The organism is Marinobacter zhejiangensis, assembly GCF_900114775.1.
Taxonomy (GTDB): Bacteria; Pseudomonadota; Gammaproteobacteria; order Pseudomonadales; family Oleiphilaceae; genus Marinobacter; species Marinobacter zhejiangensis.
On record NZ_FOUE01000001.1, the window covers coordinates 232265 to 247694 of the forward strand.

16 protein-coding genes are annotated in these 15430 nt (G+C 59.6%); 11 read left to right on the plus strand and 5 right to left on the minus strand.

The annotated features are described in order from the left end of the window. The first annotated feature begins 28 nt into the window (after positions 1-28). The 7 genes from BMZ67_RS01030 (at position 29) to BMZ67_RS01060 (ending at position 5649) form a co-directional block, all read left to right on the plus strand. Positions 29-964 carry an alpha/beta fold hydrolase gene (locus tag BMZ67_RS01030; RefSeq protein ID WP_092020065.1) on the plus strand — a complete coding sequence of 312 codons (936 nt, stop codon included), beginning with the start codon at positions 29-31 and terminating at the stop codon, positions 962-964. A gap of 72 nt (positions 965-1036) precedes the next feature. Beyond that, the gene (locus BMZ67_RS01035) at positions 1037-1408 is read left to right on the plus strand and encodes a winged helix-turn-helix domain-containing protein (RefSeq protein WP_092020066.1); all 372 of its coding nucleotides are present in this window, start codon (positions 1037-1039) and stop codon (positions 1406-1408) included. A 91-nt stretch (positions 1409-1499) separates the two neighbouring features. Continuing rightward, positions 1500-2252: a molybdate ABC transporter substrate-binding protein gene (gene modA / locus BMZ67_RS01040; protein ID WP_092020067.1), complete on the plus strand. Its 753-nt coding sequence runs from the start codon at positions 1500-1502 to the stop codon at positions 2250-2252. Between the two features lie 21 nt (positions 2253-2273). Beyond that, on the plus strand, positions 2274-2954 hold the full coding sequence (modB, locus tag BMZ67_RS01045) for a molybdate ABC transporter permease subunit (protein ID WP_092020068.1): 681 nt from the start codon (positions 2274-2276) through the stop codon (positions 2952-2954). Beyond that, a complete protein-coding gene (gene modC / locus BMZ67_RS01050) occupies positions 2951-4027 on the plus strand; it encodes a molybdenum ABC transporter ATP-binding protein (protein ID WP_092020069.1) in 1077 nt (358 codons plus the stop codon). Before modB ends, modC begins: the two co-directional genes overlap by 4 nt. A 96-nt stretch (positions 4028-4123) precedes the next feature. Further along, positions 4124-5035, plus strand: coding sequence for an alpha/beta fold hydrolase (locus BMZ67_RS01055; protein WP_175481810.1), 912 nt, complete (start codon positions 4124-4126; stop codon positions 5033-5035). Positions 5036-5049: 14 nt separating this feature from the next. Next, the gene (locus tag BMZ67_RS01060) at positions 5050-5649 is read left to right on the plus strand and encodes a DUF938 domain-containing protein (protein ID WP_092020071.1); all 600 of its coding nucleotides are present in this window, start codon (positions 5050-5052) and stop codon (positions 5647-5649) included. 46 nt (positions 5650-5695) lie between these two features. Here BMZ67_RS01060 and BMZ67_RS01065 read toward each other — a convergent pair whose 3' ends face one another. Then, the gene (locus BMZ67_RS01065) at positions 5696-6190 is read right to left on the minus strand and encodes a DUF2780 domain-containing protein (RefSeq protein ID WP_092020072.1); all 495 of its coding nucleotides are present in this window, start codon (positions 6188-6190) and stop codon (positions 5696-5698) included. A gap of 105 nt (positions 6191-6295) precedes the next feature. After that, positions 6296-6937: a cAMP-activated global transcriptional regulator CRP gene (gene crp, locus BMZ67_RS01070; protein ID WP_091811031.1), complete on the minus strand. Its 642-nt coding sequence runs from the start codon at positions 6935-6937 to the stop codon at positions 6296-6298. 326 nt (positions 6938-7263) lie between these two features. On the opposite strand from crp, the gene BMZ67_RS01075 reads away from it, so the two are divergent. The 4 genes from BMZ67_RS01075 to BMZ67_RS01090 all read left to right on the plus strand — a co-directional run bounded on the left by BMZ67_RS01075 (position 7264) and on the right by BMZ67_RS01090 (position 10386). Beyond that, entirely contained in the window at positions 7264-7686 is a 423-nt protein-coding gene (locus BMZ67_RS01075; RefSeq protein WP_092020876.1) for an OsmC family protein, read from the plus strand. A gap of 275 nt (positions 7687-7961) precedes the next feature. Next, complete coding sequence (gene speD, locus BMZ67_RS01080; RefSeq protein WP_092020073.1) at positions 7962-8753, plus strand: adenosylmethionine decarboxylase; 792 nt, start codon at positions 7962-7964, stop codon at positions 8751-8753. Positions 8754-8898: 145 nt separating this feature from the next. Beyond that, positions 8899-9501 carry an FMN-dependent NADH-azoreductase gene (locus BMZ67_RS01085; protein ID WP_092020074.1) on the plus strand — a complete coding sequence of 201 codons (603 nt, stop codon included), beginning with the start codon at positions 8899-8901 and terminating at the stop codon, positions 9499-9501. Positions 9502-9540: 39 nt separating this feature from the next. Next, positions 9541-10386, plus strand: coding sequence for a pirin family protein (locus tag BMZ67_RS01090; RefSeq protein ID WP_092020075.1), 846 nt, complete (start codon positions 9541-9543; stop codon positions 10384-10386). Between the two features lie 60 nt (positions 10387-10446). On the opposite strand, the gene BMZ67_RS01095 is transcribed toward BMZ67_RS01090, so the two are convergent. From BMZ67_RS01095 to BMZ67_RS01105, 3 genes are read right to left on the minus strand one after another with little or no spacing between them, the layout of a single operon-like run. Then, positions 10447-10746, minus strand: coding sequence for a hypothetical protein (locus tag BMZ67_RS01095; protein ID WP_092020076.1), 300 nt, complete (start codon positions 10744-10746; stop codon positions 10447-10449). Positions 10747-10765: 19 nt separating this feature from the next. After that, positions 10766-11632, minus strand: a complete 867-nt coding sequence (locus tag BMZ67_RS01100; RefSeq protein ID WP_092020077.1) for a phosphoribulokinase — start codon at positions 11630-11632, stop codon at positions 10766-10768. 16 nt (positions 11633-11648) lie between these two features. Continuing rightward, complete coding sequence (locus BMZ67_RS01105) at positions 11649-15428, minus strand: DUF1631 family protein (protein WP_092020078.1); 3780 nt, start codon at positions 15426-15428, stop codon at positions 11649-11651. Between the last annotated feature and the right edge of the window lie 2 nt (positions 15429-15430).

The following is a 15430-nucleotide window of genomic DNA, read 5'->3' on the forward strand; positions in this document are numbered from 1 at the left end:
TGTTCATACGACACACAGACCGACCACAATGACCTACAGCGAAAGCTTCCTTAACGCGCCCGATGGCCACCAAATCCCCGTCAAAACCTGGCATGTCAGCGCGCCCCAGGCAGTCCTGGTGATTTCCCACGGCATGGCGGAACATGCCGGTCGTTACGGTGCGCTGGCCAACTGGCTGGTTGAGCGTAACGTCCAGGTGATTGCGGTCGAGCACCGGGGCCACGGTCCGAGCTGCCCGGAACAGGATCGGGGACACTACAGCGACCAGAACGGCTGGCAGAAGGTGGTCAGCGACCTGCACGCCGTGGTGCAACACAGCCGCGCGCAATATCCCCAGCTGCCGCTGACCCTGTTTGGCCACAGCATGGGCTCCTTTATCGCCCAGGCTTGCGCCCAAGCCCATGGCGAAGACCTGGACAACCTGATTCTCTGCGCCACCAACCGCATTGATCATATTCACCTGCGTACGTCTCAGCTGCTGATCAACGCCATCGCTCGCTTGCGCGGAGGCCGACACCGAAGCCACCTGGTCGACCGTATGACCTTTGGCGCATTCAACAAACGATTCAGCCCCACCCGGACCAGTCATGACTGGTTGAGCCGGGATGCCAAACAGGTTGACCGCTACCTGGACGACCCGCTGTGCGGCACATCCTGTACGGTCCAGCTGTGGTGTGACTTTATCGGTGGCATGCTGGCCATCTCTCCGCGCAAGTGGCGCAAGGACCTTCCGGTGCACCTGATGGCCGGAACCGATGACCCGGTCGGGGAGATGGGACAAGGGGTCAGTCGCCATTGTGATGCCATCCACCAGGCTGGCATCAAGGTCGCCAGTTTCCGGCTGTTCCCGGGAGCCCGCCACGAGCTGGTTAACGAAACCAACGCCGGCGAAGTCTGGCAGCATTTGCTGGACTGCCTGCCGCTGGACGCGCCCCTGGAGCCAGCCGGACTCAGCCAGCCCTGAGAATGGATTGCACCGGCCTTCGGCGCGGTATAGGCTGAGGAACCAATATCCACGACCAACACCAGACCGCCGATGCCGGACCACCCCCACCTCGTTCCCAGGTTACGACTGAAGCTTGGCCAGGACATTGCCCTTGGGCCAGGCAAGGCCCAGCTGCTGGACGCCATTGCCCAAGGCCATTCGATATCCGCAGCCGCCAAAAGCCTGGGCATGAGCTACCGCCGCGCTTGGCTGCTGGTCGACACCATGAACCGGTGCTTCAAGGCGCCGCTGGTCACCACCGCCACCGGCGGTCGTCACGGCGGCGGAGCTCAGCTGTCCGAGCTTGGCCGTCAGGTTCTCGACCTGTACCAGCAATACCAGCAAACGGTTCAGGCCTGCGCCGAGCTGAGGGCCCTGGAACAATTGCTAGCCCCTCCCACCGAGACCAACGAGCAACCCTGAACGACCCTATAAGCGCTGGCCAAGGCGAGGCGTTTTGGTCTAGCATTATATCCATACGAATATAACGAGTAACCGAGAGCGTCGCCGATCCATGATACCGCGCCCTTTTTTTTGGCTGTTTCCATTACTGGCCCTGATCCCCGCCGTTACCCAGGCAGAGCTGGTACGGGTGGCAGTCGCCGCAAACTTCACCGATGCCAGCCGCCAGCTGGCTGAGCGTTTCCAGCAAGACACCGGCCACCAGGCCATCATCAGTTACGGCTCGACGGGTAAGCTGTATGCCCAGATTCTCAATGGCGCCCCCTTCGACGTGTTTCTGGCCGCCGACGAGGCGCGACCAAGCCTGCTGGAGCAGCAAGGCCAGGCCGTTTCTGGCAGCCGCTTCACCTACGCCAGGGGGAAACTGGTGCTATGGAGCCGTGATGCAAACCATTTCGACAACGGCCCGGACTACCTCGCCGGTGGGCAATTCCAGCGACTGGCGGTCGCCAACCCGCGAACCGCACCCTATGGCCTGGCCGCGCAACAGGTGCTGGAAGGCTTAGACCTGTGGCAGCCGCTGCAAGCCAGGCTGGTGCGGGGCGAGTCGATTGCCCAGACCTTCCAGTTCGTGGCCACCGGCAACGCCGAAACCGGCTTCGTCGCCCTGGCCCAGGTTCAAGCCTGGCCCCAGTCTCCCGGCAGCCTCTGGGACATTCCCCAGTCCCTCTACGACCCGATCAACCAGCAGGCCGTGCTGTTGTCCCGCGGTCAGGACAACCCGGCCGCCCAGGCATGGCTCACTTTCCTGGCAAGCGACGCTGCCAGGGCGATGATTCAGCAGGCGGGTTACGATACCGATTAACGGGCTTCCGAGACCAACGGGATGAATGAACACTGGCAGGCCATCTGGCTCACCCTCAAACTGGCAGGCACCACAACCGCACTGTTACTGTTGCTGGCCACACCACTCGCCTGGTGGCTTGCCCGCAGCCGGCATTGGTTGAGCCAGCCGGTGGCAGCGATTGTCTCCATGCCACTGGTCCTACCTCCAACGGTCCTTGGGTTTTACCTGCTGTTGTTGCTTGGCCCAGACGGCCCCGTGGGCGCACTCACCCAGACCCTCGGCCTCGGCACCCTGCCGTTTACCTTTGGCGGCCTGGTTGTGGCATCAGTGATCTACTCGCTGCCATTTGCGGTCCAGCCGCTGCAGAATGCCTTTGCCGCAGTACCCAGCCGTATGCTGGAGGTAGCCGCTACCCTTCGCGCCTCCCCGCGGGATCGCTTTCTCAGCATTGCCCTACCCCTCGCCCGACCAGGATTCCTGACCGCCGCGGTGCTGAGTTTCGCCCACACGGTGGGAGAGTTTGGTGTGGTACTGATGATTGGCGGCAATATTCCCGGTGAAACCAAGGTCCTGTCGGTGGCTATTTACGACCATGTGGAAACCCTGGAATACGCCAACGCACACTGGCTCTCGGCGGGATTGGTCGGATTCTCGTTTGCGGTTCTGCTCAGCCTCTACCTGATCAACGGCCGGGTGAACGGCAGCGCGGTGCGGCCATGACGCAAGCTATCCGCATATCCCTGAACGCCCAGCGTGACCAGTTTACGCTGGAAGCCGACCTGACCCTGCCCGCTCGCGGCATTACCGTCATCTTCGGACCTTCAGGCTGCGGCAAAACAACACTGTTGCGCTGTGTGGCCGGACTCCAGCCAGCGACTGGCGAGCTTGACGTTAACGGCGATTGCTGGCAATCCGATCACCAGGTGCTGGCGGTTCATGAGCGGCCACTGGCCTATGTGTTTCAGGAAGCCAGCCTGTTTCCGCACCTGTCGGTACAGAAAAACCTGCTGTACGGCTTTGTCCGCATTGCCCCTGAACACCGGCAGATCCAGCCGGATCAAGCCATTCAATGGCTAGGCCTTGAGCACCTCCTCAACCGCAAACCGGACCAGCTGTCCGGCGGCGAACGGCAACGGGTGGCCATTGCCCGCGCTCTGCTGACCAGCCCCCGCCTGTTGCTGATGGACGAACCGCTCTCCGCCCTCGACCAGGCCAGCAAACGGGACATCCTCCCTTACCTGCAGCGGCTTCACGATGAACTGGCGATTCCGGTGATCTACGTCACCCATTCTCTGGATGAACTGGCACGGCTGGCGGACTACCTGGTGCTGATGGACGCCGGCCGGGTACTGGCCCAGGGGCCTCTGCAAGAGGTAATGCCGAGGCTGGACCTGCCGTTGTCGCGGGACGAAGACGCCAGCGTCATTGTGACGGCGGTGATCCGTGAGCACGATACCCGGTGGCACCTGAGCCGGAGCGAGTTCGACAGTGGCAGCCTGTGGGTTCGCACCCCACCGGCAACTCCGCCAGGGTCGACCATTCGCCTCAGGATTCTGGCCAGGGACGTCAGCATCGCACTGGCCCATCACCCGGACCAGAGTATTCAGAACCTGCTACCGGCAACCATCAGCGAACTGTCTGGCAACGACCACTCCGGCATGGCCATGGTCCGCTTGCAACTTAATGAAACACCCTTGCTCGCCCGCCTCACCAATCGTGCCGTAGATCTGCTGGGACTTGAGGTCGGGCAATCGGTGTGGGTACAGATCAAAGCCGTGGCCATTGTGGAATAGCACCCCAGATAGCGGGATTGGCCCGACACCCCGTGGTCAGTGCCGGCCGTGCGCCTTACCATGGTCAATTGCCCCCACCAGACCCTGGAGCTTTCAATGACACGCATTACTACCCTCGATCAACAGCCCCTGTACGTTCGGGAGCTTGGCCAGGGGCCAGTCGTCATCCTGCTACACGGGTTCGGCATGGACAGTCGCCACTGGCTCCCGCTGACACTGCCGCTGGCGCATCGCTTCCGTTTTGTGCTGCCTGACCTGCGAGGCTTTGGCCGCTCCTCGCGACTTAACTGCAGTGAGGACTGCGTGGTCACCAGCCATGCCCAGGACCTGCATGCCGTGATCCGTCATTACAGCGGTGGCGTGCCCGTTTACCTGGGGGGCATCTCACTGGGAGCAACTACATCACTGCGTTACATGGAGCTGTTTGGCACCGGGGCACTGCGTCATTATCTGCATATTGATCAAGCTCCCAAGGTGTCCCATGACGAAAACTGGGCCTGGGGGCTGTTTGGCCAGCAGGGGCCAGAGTACATTCAAAGCTGGCAAACCACCCTCGACTTTCTCGCCAAATCTGACCCACAGACGCCGTTTGACCAATTCCCCAGAGACATCAAAGACCGGTTCTACAACCACCTGAGTGATTTCATGTCGCTGGCGCTGAGCAAGCCCTGGATGAAATGGGGTATCCGCCGGCTGATCCGCATTCCAACCCTGGCCCATCAACTGGTTCCGGTTGAAAACTGGTACGTGCTCTACCAACATCTTCGGGCCTACGCCGAGCGCGACTACGACTTCCTGTCCCTGCTGCCGTCCATCGAGGTTCCCACCACCCTCATCACCGGGCGAAAATCCGAGCTCTACCCTTGGCAGGGCCAAGCAAGAATGCATGAACTGCTGCCAAACTCCCGCCAGATATTTTTTGAGAACAGCGGACACGTTCCTATACTGGATCAGCCTGTGCAGTTCATCCGCGAAATGCAGCGGGCCTTTACTGACGCACCACGCTAAAGGAATTCTTTGCCATGGTTGAAAAGCCGTTTTCACAGGCTTGCGAAAACAACAAACGCCCGATTCTTGAGCAGCTTCAACGCTTCCTGCCCAGCCACGGCCTGGTGCTGGAAATCGGTACCGGTACCGGGCAGCACGCGATTTACTTCGCCACGGCCTTGCCAGCACTGCACTGGCAACCCAGCGATCAACCAGACGTTGTGGGCTACTGCCAGCCCTGGCTGGCGGAATTCACCGGCACCAACCTTCTGGCGCCGCTGAGCCTCAACGTTGCCGCGTCACCGTGGCCACTGGCTCACGCCGACGCGGTGTTCTCCGCCAATACCTCGCACATCATGTCGTGGCCGGAGGTAGAAGCCATGTTCGCCGGCGTCGCCAACCTGCTGCCGGCGCATGGTGTGTTCTGCCTGTATGGCCCGTTCAACTACCAGGGCCGCTACACCAGCGACAGCAACCGGGCGTTTGACGAGCATCTGAAAGCACAAAAGTCCACCATGGGACTAAGGGATATGGACGACCTGTCTGCGCTGGGAGCCCAGGTTGGCCTCGAGCTGGAAGACGACGTGGAGATGCCGGCGAACAACCGCTTCCTGGTCTGGCGCAGGCATCGCTAGCCCATCATCCTTACCAGGAGCGGTTCGGCGTATTGTGCGAGAGGGATCAGGCGGCGGGTGACCAGAGCCCGCCCAGACTCGACAGCAACTCGGAGCCTACGCCCTGCTGCTCAAGAAACCCCAGCACCAGCGGAACGAACTGCTGGACCATGCCACTGTCCAGTCCCAAGGCACTGAAGGCCTGCTGGACACCGTCCATGGATGAGATTCCGGACAACAGCGAGCTGGCCATGCCACCACCTCCCATCAAACTGTCCAGCCCAGGCACCTGTTGGCCAAGGCCAGCCATCGCTTCGTCACCCAGCTGATTCTGGGCCAGCTGCAACAAAGCACTGGTACCGCCAACGGCCTGACTGTCCGTAACCCCCAACTGCTCCTGCAGCGCCCCGACAAGGACCTGGGCCTGACCACTGGTTTCAGCAGTCGGGGTCAGCGCCTCGGCACCGGCAGACAGGGTATTCGTCAGATCGAACGCATTCGCAGCCGGGGCCAGCAGATAGAAACTCGAAACAAGGAGGAAACGCTTCAGGATGGTACTCATGGCAACTCCAGTAAGTAGCGGGGGAAGACGGACTACAAACAATATGGGGCTCCCGAAGGAGCCCCACAAGATGAGCTGCATTAATAATGCGCAAGAATCGGCCGTTTAGCGGGTACCGTACACCACCATGGTTTTGCCTTTGACCTGCACCAGCCCCTGATCTTCCAGGGTTTTCAGTACCCGTCCGACCATTTCCCGGGAACAGCCAACAATCCGGCCGATTTCCTGGCGGGTAATCTTGATCTGCATGCCATCCGGGTGGGTCATGGCATCAGGCTCTTTACACAGGTCCAGCAAGGTACGGGCGACCCGTCCGGTCACATCCAGGAAGGCCAGGTCGCCAACCTTACGGGTGGTCTGGCGCAGCCGCGTCGCCATCTGCTCGCCGATGAAATACAGAACTCTTGGGTCCTGCTGGGCGATTTCACGGAACTTGGTGTAGCTGATTTCAGCCACTTCGCACTCGCTCTTGGCTTTTACCCAGGCGCTGCGGGAATCCATGTTGTCGAACAACCCCATCTCACCGAAGAAATCTCCGGCATTCAGATAGGCCATGATCATTTCACGACCATCATCATCTTCAATGATGACGGTTACTGACCCCTTGACGATATAAAACAGTGAATCACTCTTGTCGCCAGCGTAGATGATTGTGCTCTTGGCGGGGTAGCGCCGGCGATGGCACTGTGAAAGGAAATAATCCAAGTGTTTGGTCTTTTGCTCAACCGGCTTGACGATAGTGGCCATAGTGTGAGTCACGCCTCCTTAATACTGGCTAGTCCCGGTGTTATTTTATCTGCCCTGCTTTCCATGCGGGTTTGCTACTGCGAGCTGTTGTTCGGTCCTGGCTCGGCCGAATCGTTATTATGTGCCCATGATGCGGTTCATTTTTAGCATCTTAGCGACGAACTTATAACAAGATGCCCTCTATTCGGCAACATGAACACGTATAAAACATGTTGCCCTCTGTTATGCAGCGTATACGCGGCAGCGACGGCCAGTGCCGGTCATCTCCTGGTTGTGGTAGCATCCGCGCTTCCATTCAGCGCGCCAACCTTGCGGAGAGCTACGCCATGAAAGCAACCATCGACTGGTCCGGTAACGCCAGCTTCAAGGCCACCAGCGGCAGTGGTCACACCATCCAGATGGATGGACCGCCGGATCATGGCGGCAACAATCTGGGCCCCCGGCCCATGGAATTGCTGCTGATGGGACTGGGCGGTTGCTCCTCTTTCGATGTCATGAGCATTCTGCAGAAGAGCCGGCAGGACGTCACCGACTGCCGCGCCGAACTTGAGGCCGAACGAGCCGACGCCGTGCCTGCCGTTTTCACCAGGATTCACCTGCATTTCATCGTGACCGGCAACAACCTGAAAGAGAACCAAGTCAAGCGGGCGGTCAGCCTGTCGGCGGAGAAGTACTGCTCGGCATCCATCATGCTGGAAAAGGCCGGTGTCGAGATCACCCACAGCTACGAAATCCGCACGCCTGCCTGAGCCTCTGGCCACAGCTACGGAGCCGCTCCGGAAGCCCTCACGGGCGGCTCTGACAAGCCTTCCTTAACGACCTGCTGGTCGCACGTTTTCAGGCACCGAAAATGTTGTTTGCAAACCCTATCCAAAGACATGTCCGGTGTGCATAATACGCACCCTTCTCCGCCGGATCTGCACAAAAGGTAATCAACTCGGTCAGTGTTCGGTGGCGGCCTTGTGTGAGGTGTACTAACACACCATCATTGTCTTTTATCTCCAAACTGTTGGGGGGGCTGAATATGGAAACCAAACTGCAGTTGCATGGTTTCAACAACCTGACCAAATCTCTGAGCTTCAATATCTACGATATCTGTTACGCACAGACCGAAGAACAGCGCGAAGCGTACATCGATTACATTGACGAGATGTACAACGCCGAACGTCTGACCCAGATCCTGTCGGATGTGGTCAAGATCATTGGCGCAAACATCCTCAATATCGCTCGTCAGGACTACGAGCCCCACGGTGCGTCCGTCACCATGCTGATTGCCGAGCATGAAGTGACCGGTCCCGAGGCCAACAACGAGGAATCTCCTGGCCCGCTGCCGGATACCATCGTTGCACACCTGGACAAGAGCCACGTTACTGTTCACACCTACCCGGAAAGCCACCCCCACGAGGGCATCAGCACTTTCCGCGCCGACATCGACGTGTCCACCTGTGGCCTGATTTCGCCGCTGAAAGTACTGAACTACCTGATCCACAGCTTCGATTCCGATGTGGTGACGGTCGATTACCGGGTGCGCGGCTTCACCCGTGATGTCGATGGCACCAAGCACTACATCGACCATGACATCAACTCGATCCAGAACTATCTGACCGAGGACACCCAGAACGCCTATCAGATGATCGACGTCAACGTGTATCAGGAAAACCTGTTCCACACCAAGATGATGCTGAAGGAGTTCAACCTCGATAACTATGTGTTCGGGGTCAATGCCAGCGATCTGGATCCGGTGGAAGCCAAGTCCATTGAGGATCGGCTGAAGCAGGAAATGCTGGAGATCTTCTACTCCCGCAACATGGCCTGAGCCATCCGCAAGCGGTGAGGACAACCCTCACCGCTTGTTCAGTTTTTCTGAACAAGCCTTCCAAATCTCTCCGATTTCTTCCCTCCTCTGTTCCCTGTCTAATAGCTCCATCGCCTAGAGCTACACAAACGGGAGCAAACCTGTCATGCAAAATATCCTCGTCATCACCGCCAGTATTTTTGGTCAAAATGGTCAATCGTCACAACTGGTCACCAAGACCCTGAACAAGCTGACCCGACAGCACCCGGACGCACAGGTTACCGTGCGCGACCTGGCCAAAGAGCCGGTGCCACACCTTGATGCCGAACGCTTTGGCGCCTTCCTGTCAGCCCAGGGCGAACCTACGGCTGAACAAGCGGCAGTACTGACCTATTCCGATGAGTTGATCGCTGAGCTGAAGCGAGCCGATGCCGTGGTACTCGGCGTGCCCATGTACAACTTCGGCGTGCCCTCAGTGCTGAAGGCTTACTTCGACCATATTGCCCGGGCAGGCGTGACCTTCCGCTACACTGAAAATGGCCCGCAAGGTTTGCTGGAAGACAAGCCGGTGTATGTACTGGCCGCCCGTGGCGGCATCTACTCTGGCACACCGAATGACAGCCAGACGCCATTCCTGCGAAGTTTCCTGGGTTTCCTTGGGCTCACCAGTGTCGAGTTTGTCTACGCCGAAGGCCTGAACATGGGCGACGACCAGAAAGCCCAGGCCCTGGACAAAGCCGATACCCATATTGACGCGCTGACCGCCTGACGGTCAGTTCCGCCAACCCGAACAAACAGGAGGTGTCATATGACAGCACGTACCATCAGGCAAGTTATTCCAGCCATGGAAACCTCCGACGGTGCCGGTGTGCGCATCAAACGCTCGCTCGGCCAAAGCCAGGCAGCCCGCATGGACCCGTACCTGATGCTGGATGAGTTCGGCTCGGATCAGGCCGCCGACTACATTGCCGGTTTTCCGGCCCACCCTCACCGGGGCTTCGAGACGGTGACCTACATGATCGAAGGTCACATGCTCCACGAAGACCACCTGGGGAATCGCGGCAACCTGAAAAACGGCGGTGTGCAGTGGATGACGGCCGGCCGAGGCATTATTCATTCGGAAATGCCGCAGCAGGAAGAAGGCATGATGCGGGGCTTCCAGCTCTGGCTCAACCTGCCCGCCGCGGAGAAGATGAAAGCCGCGGGCTACCGGGACATCCAGCCCGGAGACATTCCCGAACTGGAGCTCAATGGCAGCACCATCAAGCTGATTGCCGGCAGCCTTGAGATTGATGGCCAGCAGCACCAGGGTGCGGTCAGCGGTGGCACCACCAAGCCGCTCTATCTGGACATAGAACTGGCCGCCAACGGTGAACTGTCCCTGCCAGTAGCCAGCGAGCTGAATGCGATGGTGTATGTGTACGAGGGCAGCGCTGCGGTTGCAGGCAGTGACCTGCGCAAGAGTGCCGCTACCGTGCTCGACGATGGCGACAGCGTGACCCTGCAGGGTGGCCCCGGCGGTGCCCGCCTGCTGCTCATCGCCGGTAAACCCATCAACGAGCCGATCGTGCAGTACGGCCCGTTCGTGATGAACAGCCGCGAAGAAATCGAGCAGGCGCTTCAGGACTACCGGGACGGCCGTCTGACGGCATGAACCTGACTCCCTCGAGCCGCTGCCTGGAAGAACCGGGCAGCGGTTTTCCGCGGAACTGGCTCAGGAGCCCAGCCGGCTGCATATCTCGCGGTACTTTTCCTGCTCACTCAGGCATTGATCACTCAGTATATCCGCCAGCCAGTCACAACGAATATCCCGGATAAACTCATCGTATCGCGCCATGGCCTTCAGACCGTCCATGGTAAACATCCCTTCCCCGCCCCCGGCAGCAACACCTTTGCCGATCACTTCACCCGCCCTGAAGGCATAGCCGTCGCCGGTTTCAACCAGATACAGGTAGTGAACCTCAGGAGGGTTTCTATCGGGATAGCAAGCTTCCGCAATCAAGTGCGACGTCATCTCAGTTTCTGCATCCTGTTCAGGCAAATGGCTTCTGTGCCATCAGGTGCAACACCATGGGGCGCAGGATCAGGTCCATGGCCAGCGACAGCTTGGGACCGGGAATGACCAGAGTATCTCGGCGGGAAACCGAGCTGCCGGCAATCATCTGCAGCAGGTAGGGGAAGTCCACCTCACTGGGATCACGGAAACGAATCACCACCATGCTTTCCTCTTCCGTCGGCACGTCCCGGGCCACGAAGGGGTTGGAGGTATCCACCAGCGGGATGCGCTGGAAGTTGACGTGGGTATGGGAAAACTGGGGCACGATGTCGTGCACGTAGTCGTCCATACGGTTGATGATGGTTTTCACCACCGCATCCTGGGAGTAGCCGCGCTTGAACGTATCGCGGTGGATCTTCTGGATCCATTCCAGGTTGACGATGGGCACCACGCCGATCAACAGATCCACGTATTGGGACGTGTTGTAGATATCGCTGACGACCCCACCATGCAGGCCTTCATAGAACAGCAGGTCGGTATTGGCGGGTAACTGTGCCCAGGGGGTGAAGGTGCCAGGCTTGTGGCCGGCCTGGATCAAAGCCTGGTCGTCGTCATGAACATAGTGGCGACACTGGCCGTTGCCGGTGTGGCCGTAGTCGTAGAACAACGCTTCCAACTTATCGATATGGTTGGCCGCAAGGGCGAAGTGGTTACGTTCACCAAACTGGCCCTTGGCCGCCAGCCGCGCCATTTGCTCACGGGTATAGCGGTGAAAGCTGTCACCGCTGACCATCGCCGCAACCAGCCCTTCACTGGCGAACAGCCGACCGAACACCTGGCCGGTGGTCGTGGTACCTGCGCCGGAGGAACCGGTAACCGCAATAATGGGATGACGTTTTGACATAGCGGCGGGCTCGATCTCAGTTGACACTATCCAGCAGGCGGGGCTTCTCAACCACGTAGCCCTGGGCGTAATCCACGCCCAGCTGGCGTAGGGTATCCAGCACATCCCGGGTTTCGACGTGGGAAGCAATCACTTCACGGTTCATGTAGTGGGCCAGTTCGACAATGGATGCGACCATGGCGCGGTCGGCCTGATTGCTGGCGATCTGCGCGGTAAAGGAACCGTCCAGTTTGATCAGGTCCACCGGCAGCCGGCGCATGAACTGATAGGATGACGCCCCGGTGCCGTAGCTGCCCAGACAGAAGCGGCAACCCAGTTCCTTCATCTCTTCGATGAACTCCACCACACTTTCAATATCGTTGATTGAAGCGGCCTCGGTGATCTCAAACCACAGACGCTCGATCGGCGCGTTCTTTTCGCTCAGCTTGTCGTAGATAAACTCCAGCAGCGACTCGTCGTTGAGTGAGTAACCCGACAGGTTGATGCACACACCTCCCAGCTGCTCCGCCCGGAGCTCGGACTCCCGCAGCCAGTCAAGCAGGTGCCCAACCACCCAACGATCCACCGCCTGCATCTGGTTGTAGCGCTCCGCAGTGCGGACAAAATCACTGCCGGTAATCAGGTTCCCCTGATCGTCATACATACTGATCAGGATTTCATGCTGGGTTGCCATGCGGGTTCTCGCATGCAGCGGGATGATCTTCTGGCAACGCAGCAGCATCCGCTCCTCATCAAGATCTCCGAGGCTTGCCAGCTTGGCGGCGATTTGTTCCTGGCGATTGCGGTCACCTTCTGCCGCAGTGTAGGTTGCGACCCGAGCGTTGCCCAGCTGTTTGGCTTGCTTGCAGGCTTCATCAGCAGCCCTCAACCAGCGTTCCGGCGTGGACAACACCGGCAATGCCGGTGCCAGCCCTGCATTGGCCGACAAGTGGTAAACCCGGTCGTCATGTTTAATGACCATGGCTTCAACAGCCGCAATAATCGCCCGGGCATCAGCTTCCGCCGTTTCTGTCGGCAGCAGGAAGCCGAACTCATTCCCCGCCAGGCGTGCCAACGGCATACCGTCGCCAACCCGCTGCTCCAGTACCTTGGCGGCGTCTTTCAAGGCCTCATCCCCGGCTTGATAGCCAGCGGTATCATTGAGCAAACGGAACTGACGCAGGTCGAGAATCACCAGGGTACGTTCATCTTCATGGCGGGCCAGCTGCTGCTCCAGCATCCGTTCAAATTCCCGCCGCGCCAGCAACCCGGTCAGTTCGTCATGTGTAGAGGCCCAGGACAATTGATCGTAGACCTTGCGTACCATCCGGTCGATGCTCTCGTCCACCAGCGGCCGGTCGTACTGGCTGTCCGGGACGATCACCCCCCGCTTCATCTGCCGCGCCAGATCCGCCAGCTCCAACTCCACCACTCTCATGCCTTGATGGTTGACGAATACAAAGCGACTGAAGCCCCGGGCAATCCACACCAGGCGAATGTACTGAACCGAGTCCGGATTGTCCTGATCCCGCAGCCAGTCACCGGTGCGCAGTTGCTGAGCCCGGCTGATCCAGCGCTGAAGGCTGCGCTGCTCCCGCTCCGAGGCGTCGCCCACCGCCGGCTTCGGGGTGCGCTCTGGTGCCACATCAACAAATTCCGCCGTCACCGCCCCCGGTGCCCGCACCAGGAACTGCTTGAGCTGCTCACGGATCTGTGACGGCGGCATATGGTTGCTGGATATCGATGCCAAACCGTCCTGAATGACCCGCAACAACTCCGGCAAATTGATGGCGCTGTCCGGGTCTTCCCCAAACGCCAGCAGCGAGTCAATGACGGACAGGTAGTCCTGCCACAGCTGGCTGTCCTCACCCTGGCGAATCCAGGTCAGGGACAGCAAATCCCGCCAGCCACCGTTCAACAGGCTAAGTACAACTTTAGGTACCTGACGTCCACTCAGCCGTTGATCAAGGGCCGCTGCGACGGCGGTTTTGGAATCTGCAACTTTCTGGCCACCTTCCGCCGCTGCGGTAACCCGCTCCACGTTGCGCCGGTACACCAGATTCTGACGTTCAATCAGGCCGTCCAGCTCCTGCACCGCCTGCTCGAATATGCCGGTATCCTGCTCGAATTCGTTGACAATCCGCTGCACCAGCTCCGAGACCCGCCGCTGGGTGACCGGGTTGACCCGCCCGCCCTTCACACTCAGCTGCGCGAGACGATCAATGACGCCACGGACGGGGCTGCTGGTGTCTTCAAAGAAGGAAGGGTCCCGCATCACGACCTTCAGGACTGGCACTTCCAACTGGCGTAACTGCTGCTGGGCTGACTGGCTCAACCGCGGGCTTTCCACGACGGAACCGAAGAACCGATCAACAACGTCCAGCACTTCCTGCTGGTCGTTATCCAGGCGGGTGTCCCCAGACTCACGGACGTGGCCGATCACCCGTTCCCGCAAGGAAGCCGCTGCCTCACCAGCCACCGGTTCGGCGACCTGCAACTGCTGGAGCTGGCGCTGATATTCACCGGCCGACAGCGGTCGGGCATTGGGCGCAAACCTCACCGGTTCCAGATCACCATAAGCGAGGCGGCTGGTACTCAGGGTAGAGAGCAGGTTCCGCACCGTGGCAAAGGCAGACTGGGCCGCCTGGGTATGCGCCTGAAACCCACGAATACCCTCTGAACGACTGGCGCCGCCCACCATGGCACCAACCGGCTCCTTCTGAGCAGGTTCTGCGGATTTTGCCTGCGGGGGTTCAGCGACGGGTGGCGCCGGCTCTGCAATGGCTTTCGCAGGCTTACGGGGGTCTGGCTCAGAACGGGTGGAGCGGCGTTCGCTCAGGTATTTGCTGAGATCCAGGTCCGGCAAGACCCCATGGCGGATCAGGATCTGGTTAAGCTCCTCGTACAGAGGAGCCAGGTGATTGAGCACAGTGGCCTCGAACGCCTTCAGACAAACCTTCTCGACCGCACGGCTGGCTTTCATCAACGCCAGCCCTGCGTGGAAGGCCTCGCAGATCAGTGCGGGGCCGAGCGGGTTCTGGTGCCCGGTATCGTTGCTTACGGACAGTCGGTCCAGGCGGAGCTTGAGCTGCAACAACTCCCCCCGATACAGGGTATCCGCCTTGGTCACCATCACCCGCAAGGTTAGCCAGTCCTCAAACTCGCCCTTGTCCACCAGCGACAGTTCTGCCCCTGGCGGCCCCTGGGGCACCGGTTTCAGGGGTGACTGCAAAGACTGCTGCATGTGATGCCAGATGATCTTTCTACGCGCCGCCAAGACGCCGGTGGCATCCATATAATCATTGGCCTGCCGGTCACTGGAGGCATGCTGGGCAGCTTTCTCAAGCGCCGACAGCATACTCGGGAAACAGGCATCCATCAGGGGTTCGATGTACTGCACCACCGCCCTGGCGCACTGGTGCAAGATAAACTGTACTCGCTCGTTGGGCGGTCTCAGCAGCGACCGTTCCATCGATTGACCGCCCCCACAAAGCTGCAGCATCGCCGCCACCGCCTCGGGGTTGGAGCGGGCGAAGACCACCCCCATGGCACCGGCCATGCGCCGAATTACGCTAACCGTGATTTCATGGCGGGAACGGCCGTCTGCCTCCCTGAACCGAAGGGTAATCAGGTTGTTGCTGGAAAGCCCCAGGGCCTGCTGCAGTTTGCGCTCGGTATCTCCGGAATACCGGACAAACAGGCCTTCGGCACAGAAATCGGCAATCTGGCACGGTAAACTAATGCCATCTTCCAGAACTAACTGGGCGGCGAGTTTAATGGCTTTACGGGGACTGGAGCGTCGTTCCTTCGATACCATGG

Bases quoted from the DNA above. Each gene is read 5' to 3' on its own strand.
- BMZ67_RS01105 (WP_092020078.1), bottom strand. From the start codon at position 15,428: ATGGTATCGAAGGAACGACGCTCCAGTCCCCGTAAAGCCATTAAACTC.
- BMZ67_RS01095 (WP_092020076.1), bottom strand. From the start codon at position 10,746: ATGACGTCGCACTTGATTGCGGAAGCTTGCTATCCCGATAGAAACCCT.
- modA (WP_092020067.1), top strand. From the start codon at position 1,500: ATGATACCGCGCCCTTTTTTTTGGCTGTTTCCATTACTGGCCCTGATC.
- speD (WP_092020073.1), top strand. From the start codon at position 7,962: ATGGAAACCAAACTGCAGTTGCATGGTTTCAACAACCTGACCAAATCT.
- BMZ67_RS01060 (WP_092020071.1), top strand. From the start codon at position 5,050: ATGGTTGAAAAGCCGTTTTCACAGGCTTGCGAAAACAACAAACGCCCG.
- modB (WP_092020068.1), top strand. From the start codon at position 2,274: ATGAATGAACACTGGCAGGCCATCTGGCTCACCCTCAAACTGGCAGGC.
- BMZ67_RS01085 (WP_092020074.1), top strand. From the start codon at position 8,899: ATGCAAAATATCCTCGTCATCACCGCCAGTATTTTTGGTCAAAATGGT.
- BMZ67_RS01055 (WP_175481810.1), top strand. From the start codon at position 4,124: ATGACACGCATTACTACCCTCGATCAACAGCCCCTGTACGTTCGGGAG.
- crp (WP_091811031.1), bottom strand. From the start codon at position 6,937: ATGGCCACTATCGTCAAGCCGGTTGAGCAAAAGACCAAACACTTGGAT.
- BMZ67_RS01075 (WP_092020876.1), top strand. From the start codon at position 7,264: ATGAAAGCAACCATCGACTGGTCCGGTAACGCCAGCTTCAAGGCCACC.
- BMZ67_RS01065 (WP_092020072.1), bottom strand. From the start codon at position 6,190: ATGAGTACCATCCTGAAGCGTTTCCTCCTTGTTTCGAGTTTCTATCTG.
- BMZ67_RS01090 (WP_092020075.1), top strand. From the start codon at position 9,541: ATGACAGCACGTACCATCAGGCAAGTTATTCCAGCCATGGAAACCTCC.
- BMZ67_RS01030 (WP_092020065.1), top strand. From the start codon at position 29: ATGACCTACAGCGAAAGCTTCCTTAACGCGCCCGATGGCCACCAAATC.
- modC (WP_092020069.1), top strand. From the start codon at position 2,951: ATGACGCAAGCTATCCGCATATCCCTGAACGCCCAGCGTGACCAGTTT.
- BMZ67_RS01035 (WP_092020066.1), top strand. From the start codon at position 1,037: ATGCCGGACCACCCCCACCTCGTTCCCAGGTTACGACTGAAGCTTGGC.
- BMZ67_RS01100 (WP_092020077.1), bottom strand. From the start codon at position 11,632: ATGTCAAAACGTCATCCCATTATTGCGGTTACCGGTTCCTCCGGCGCA.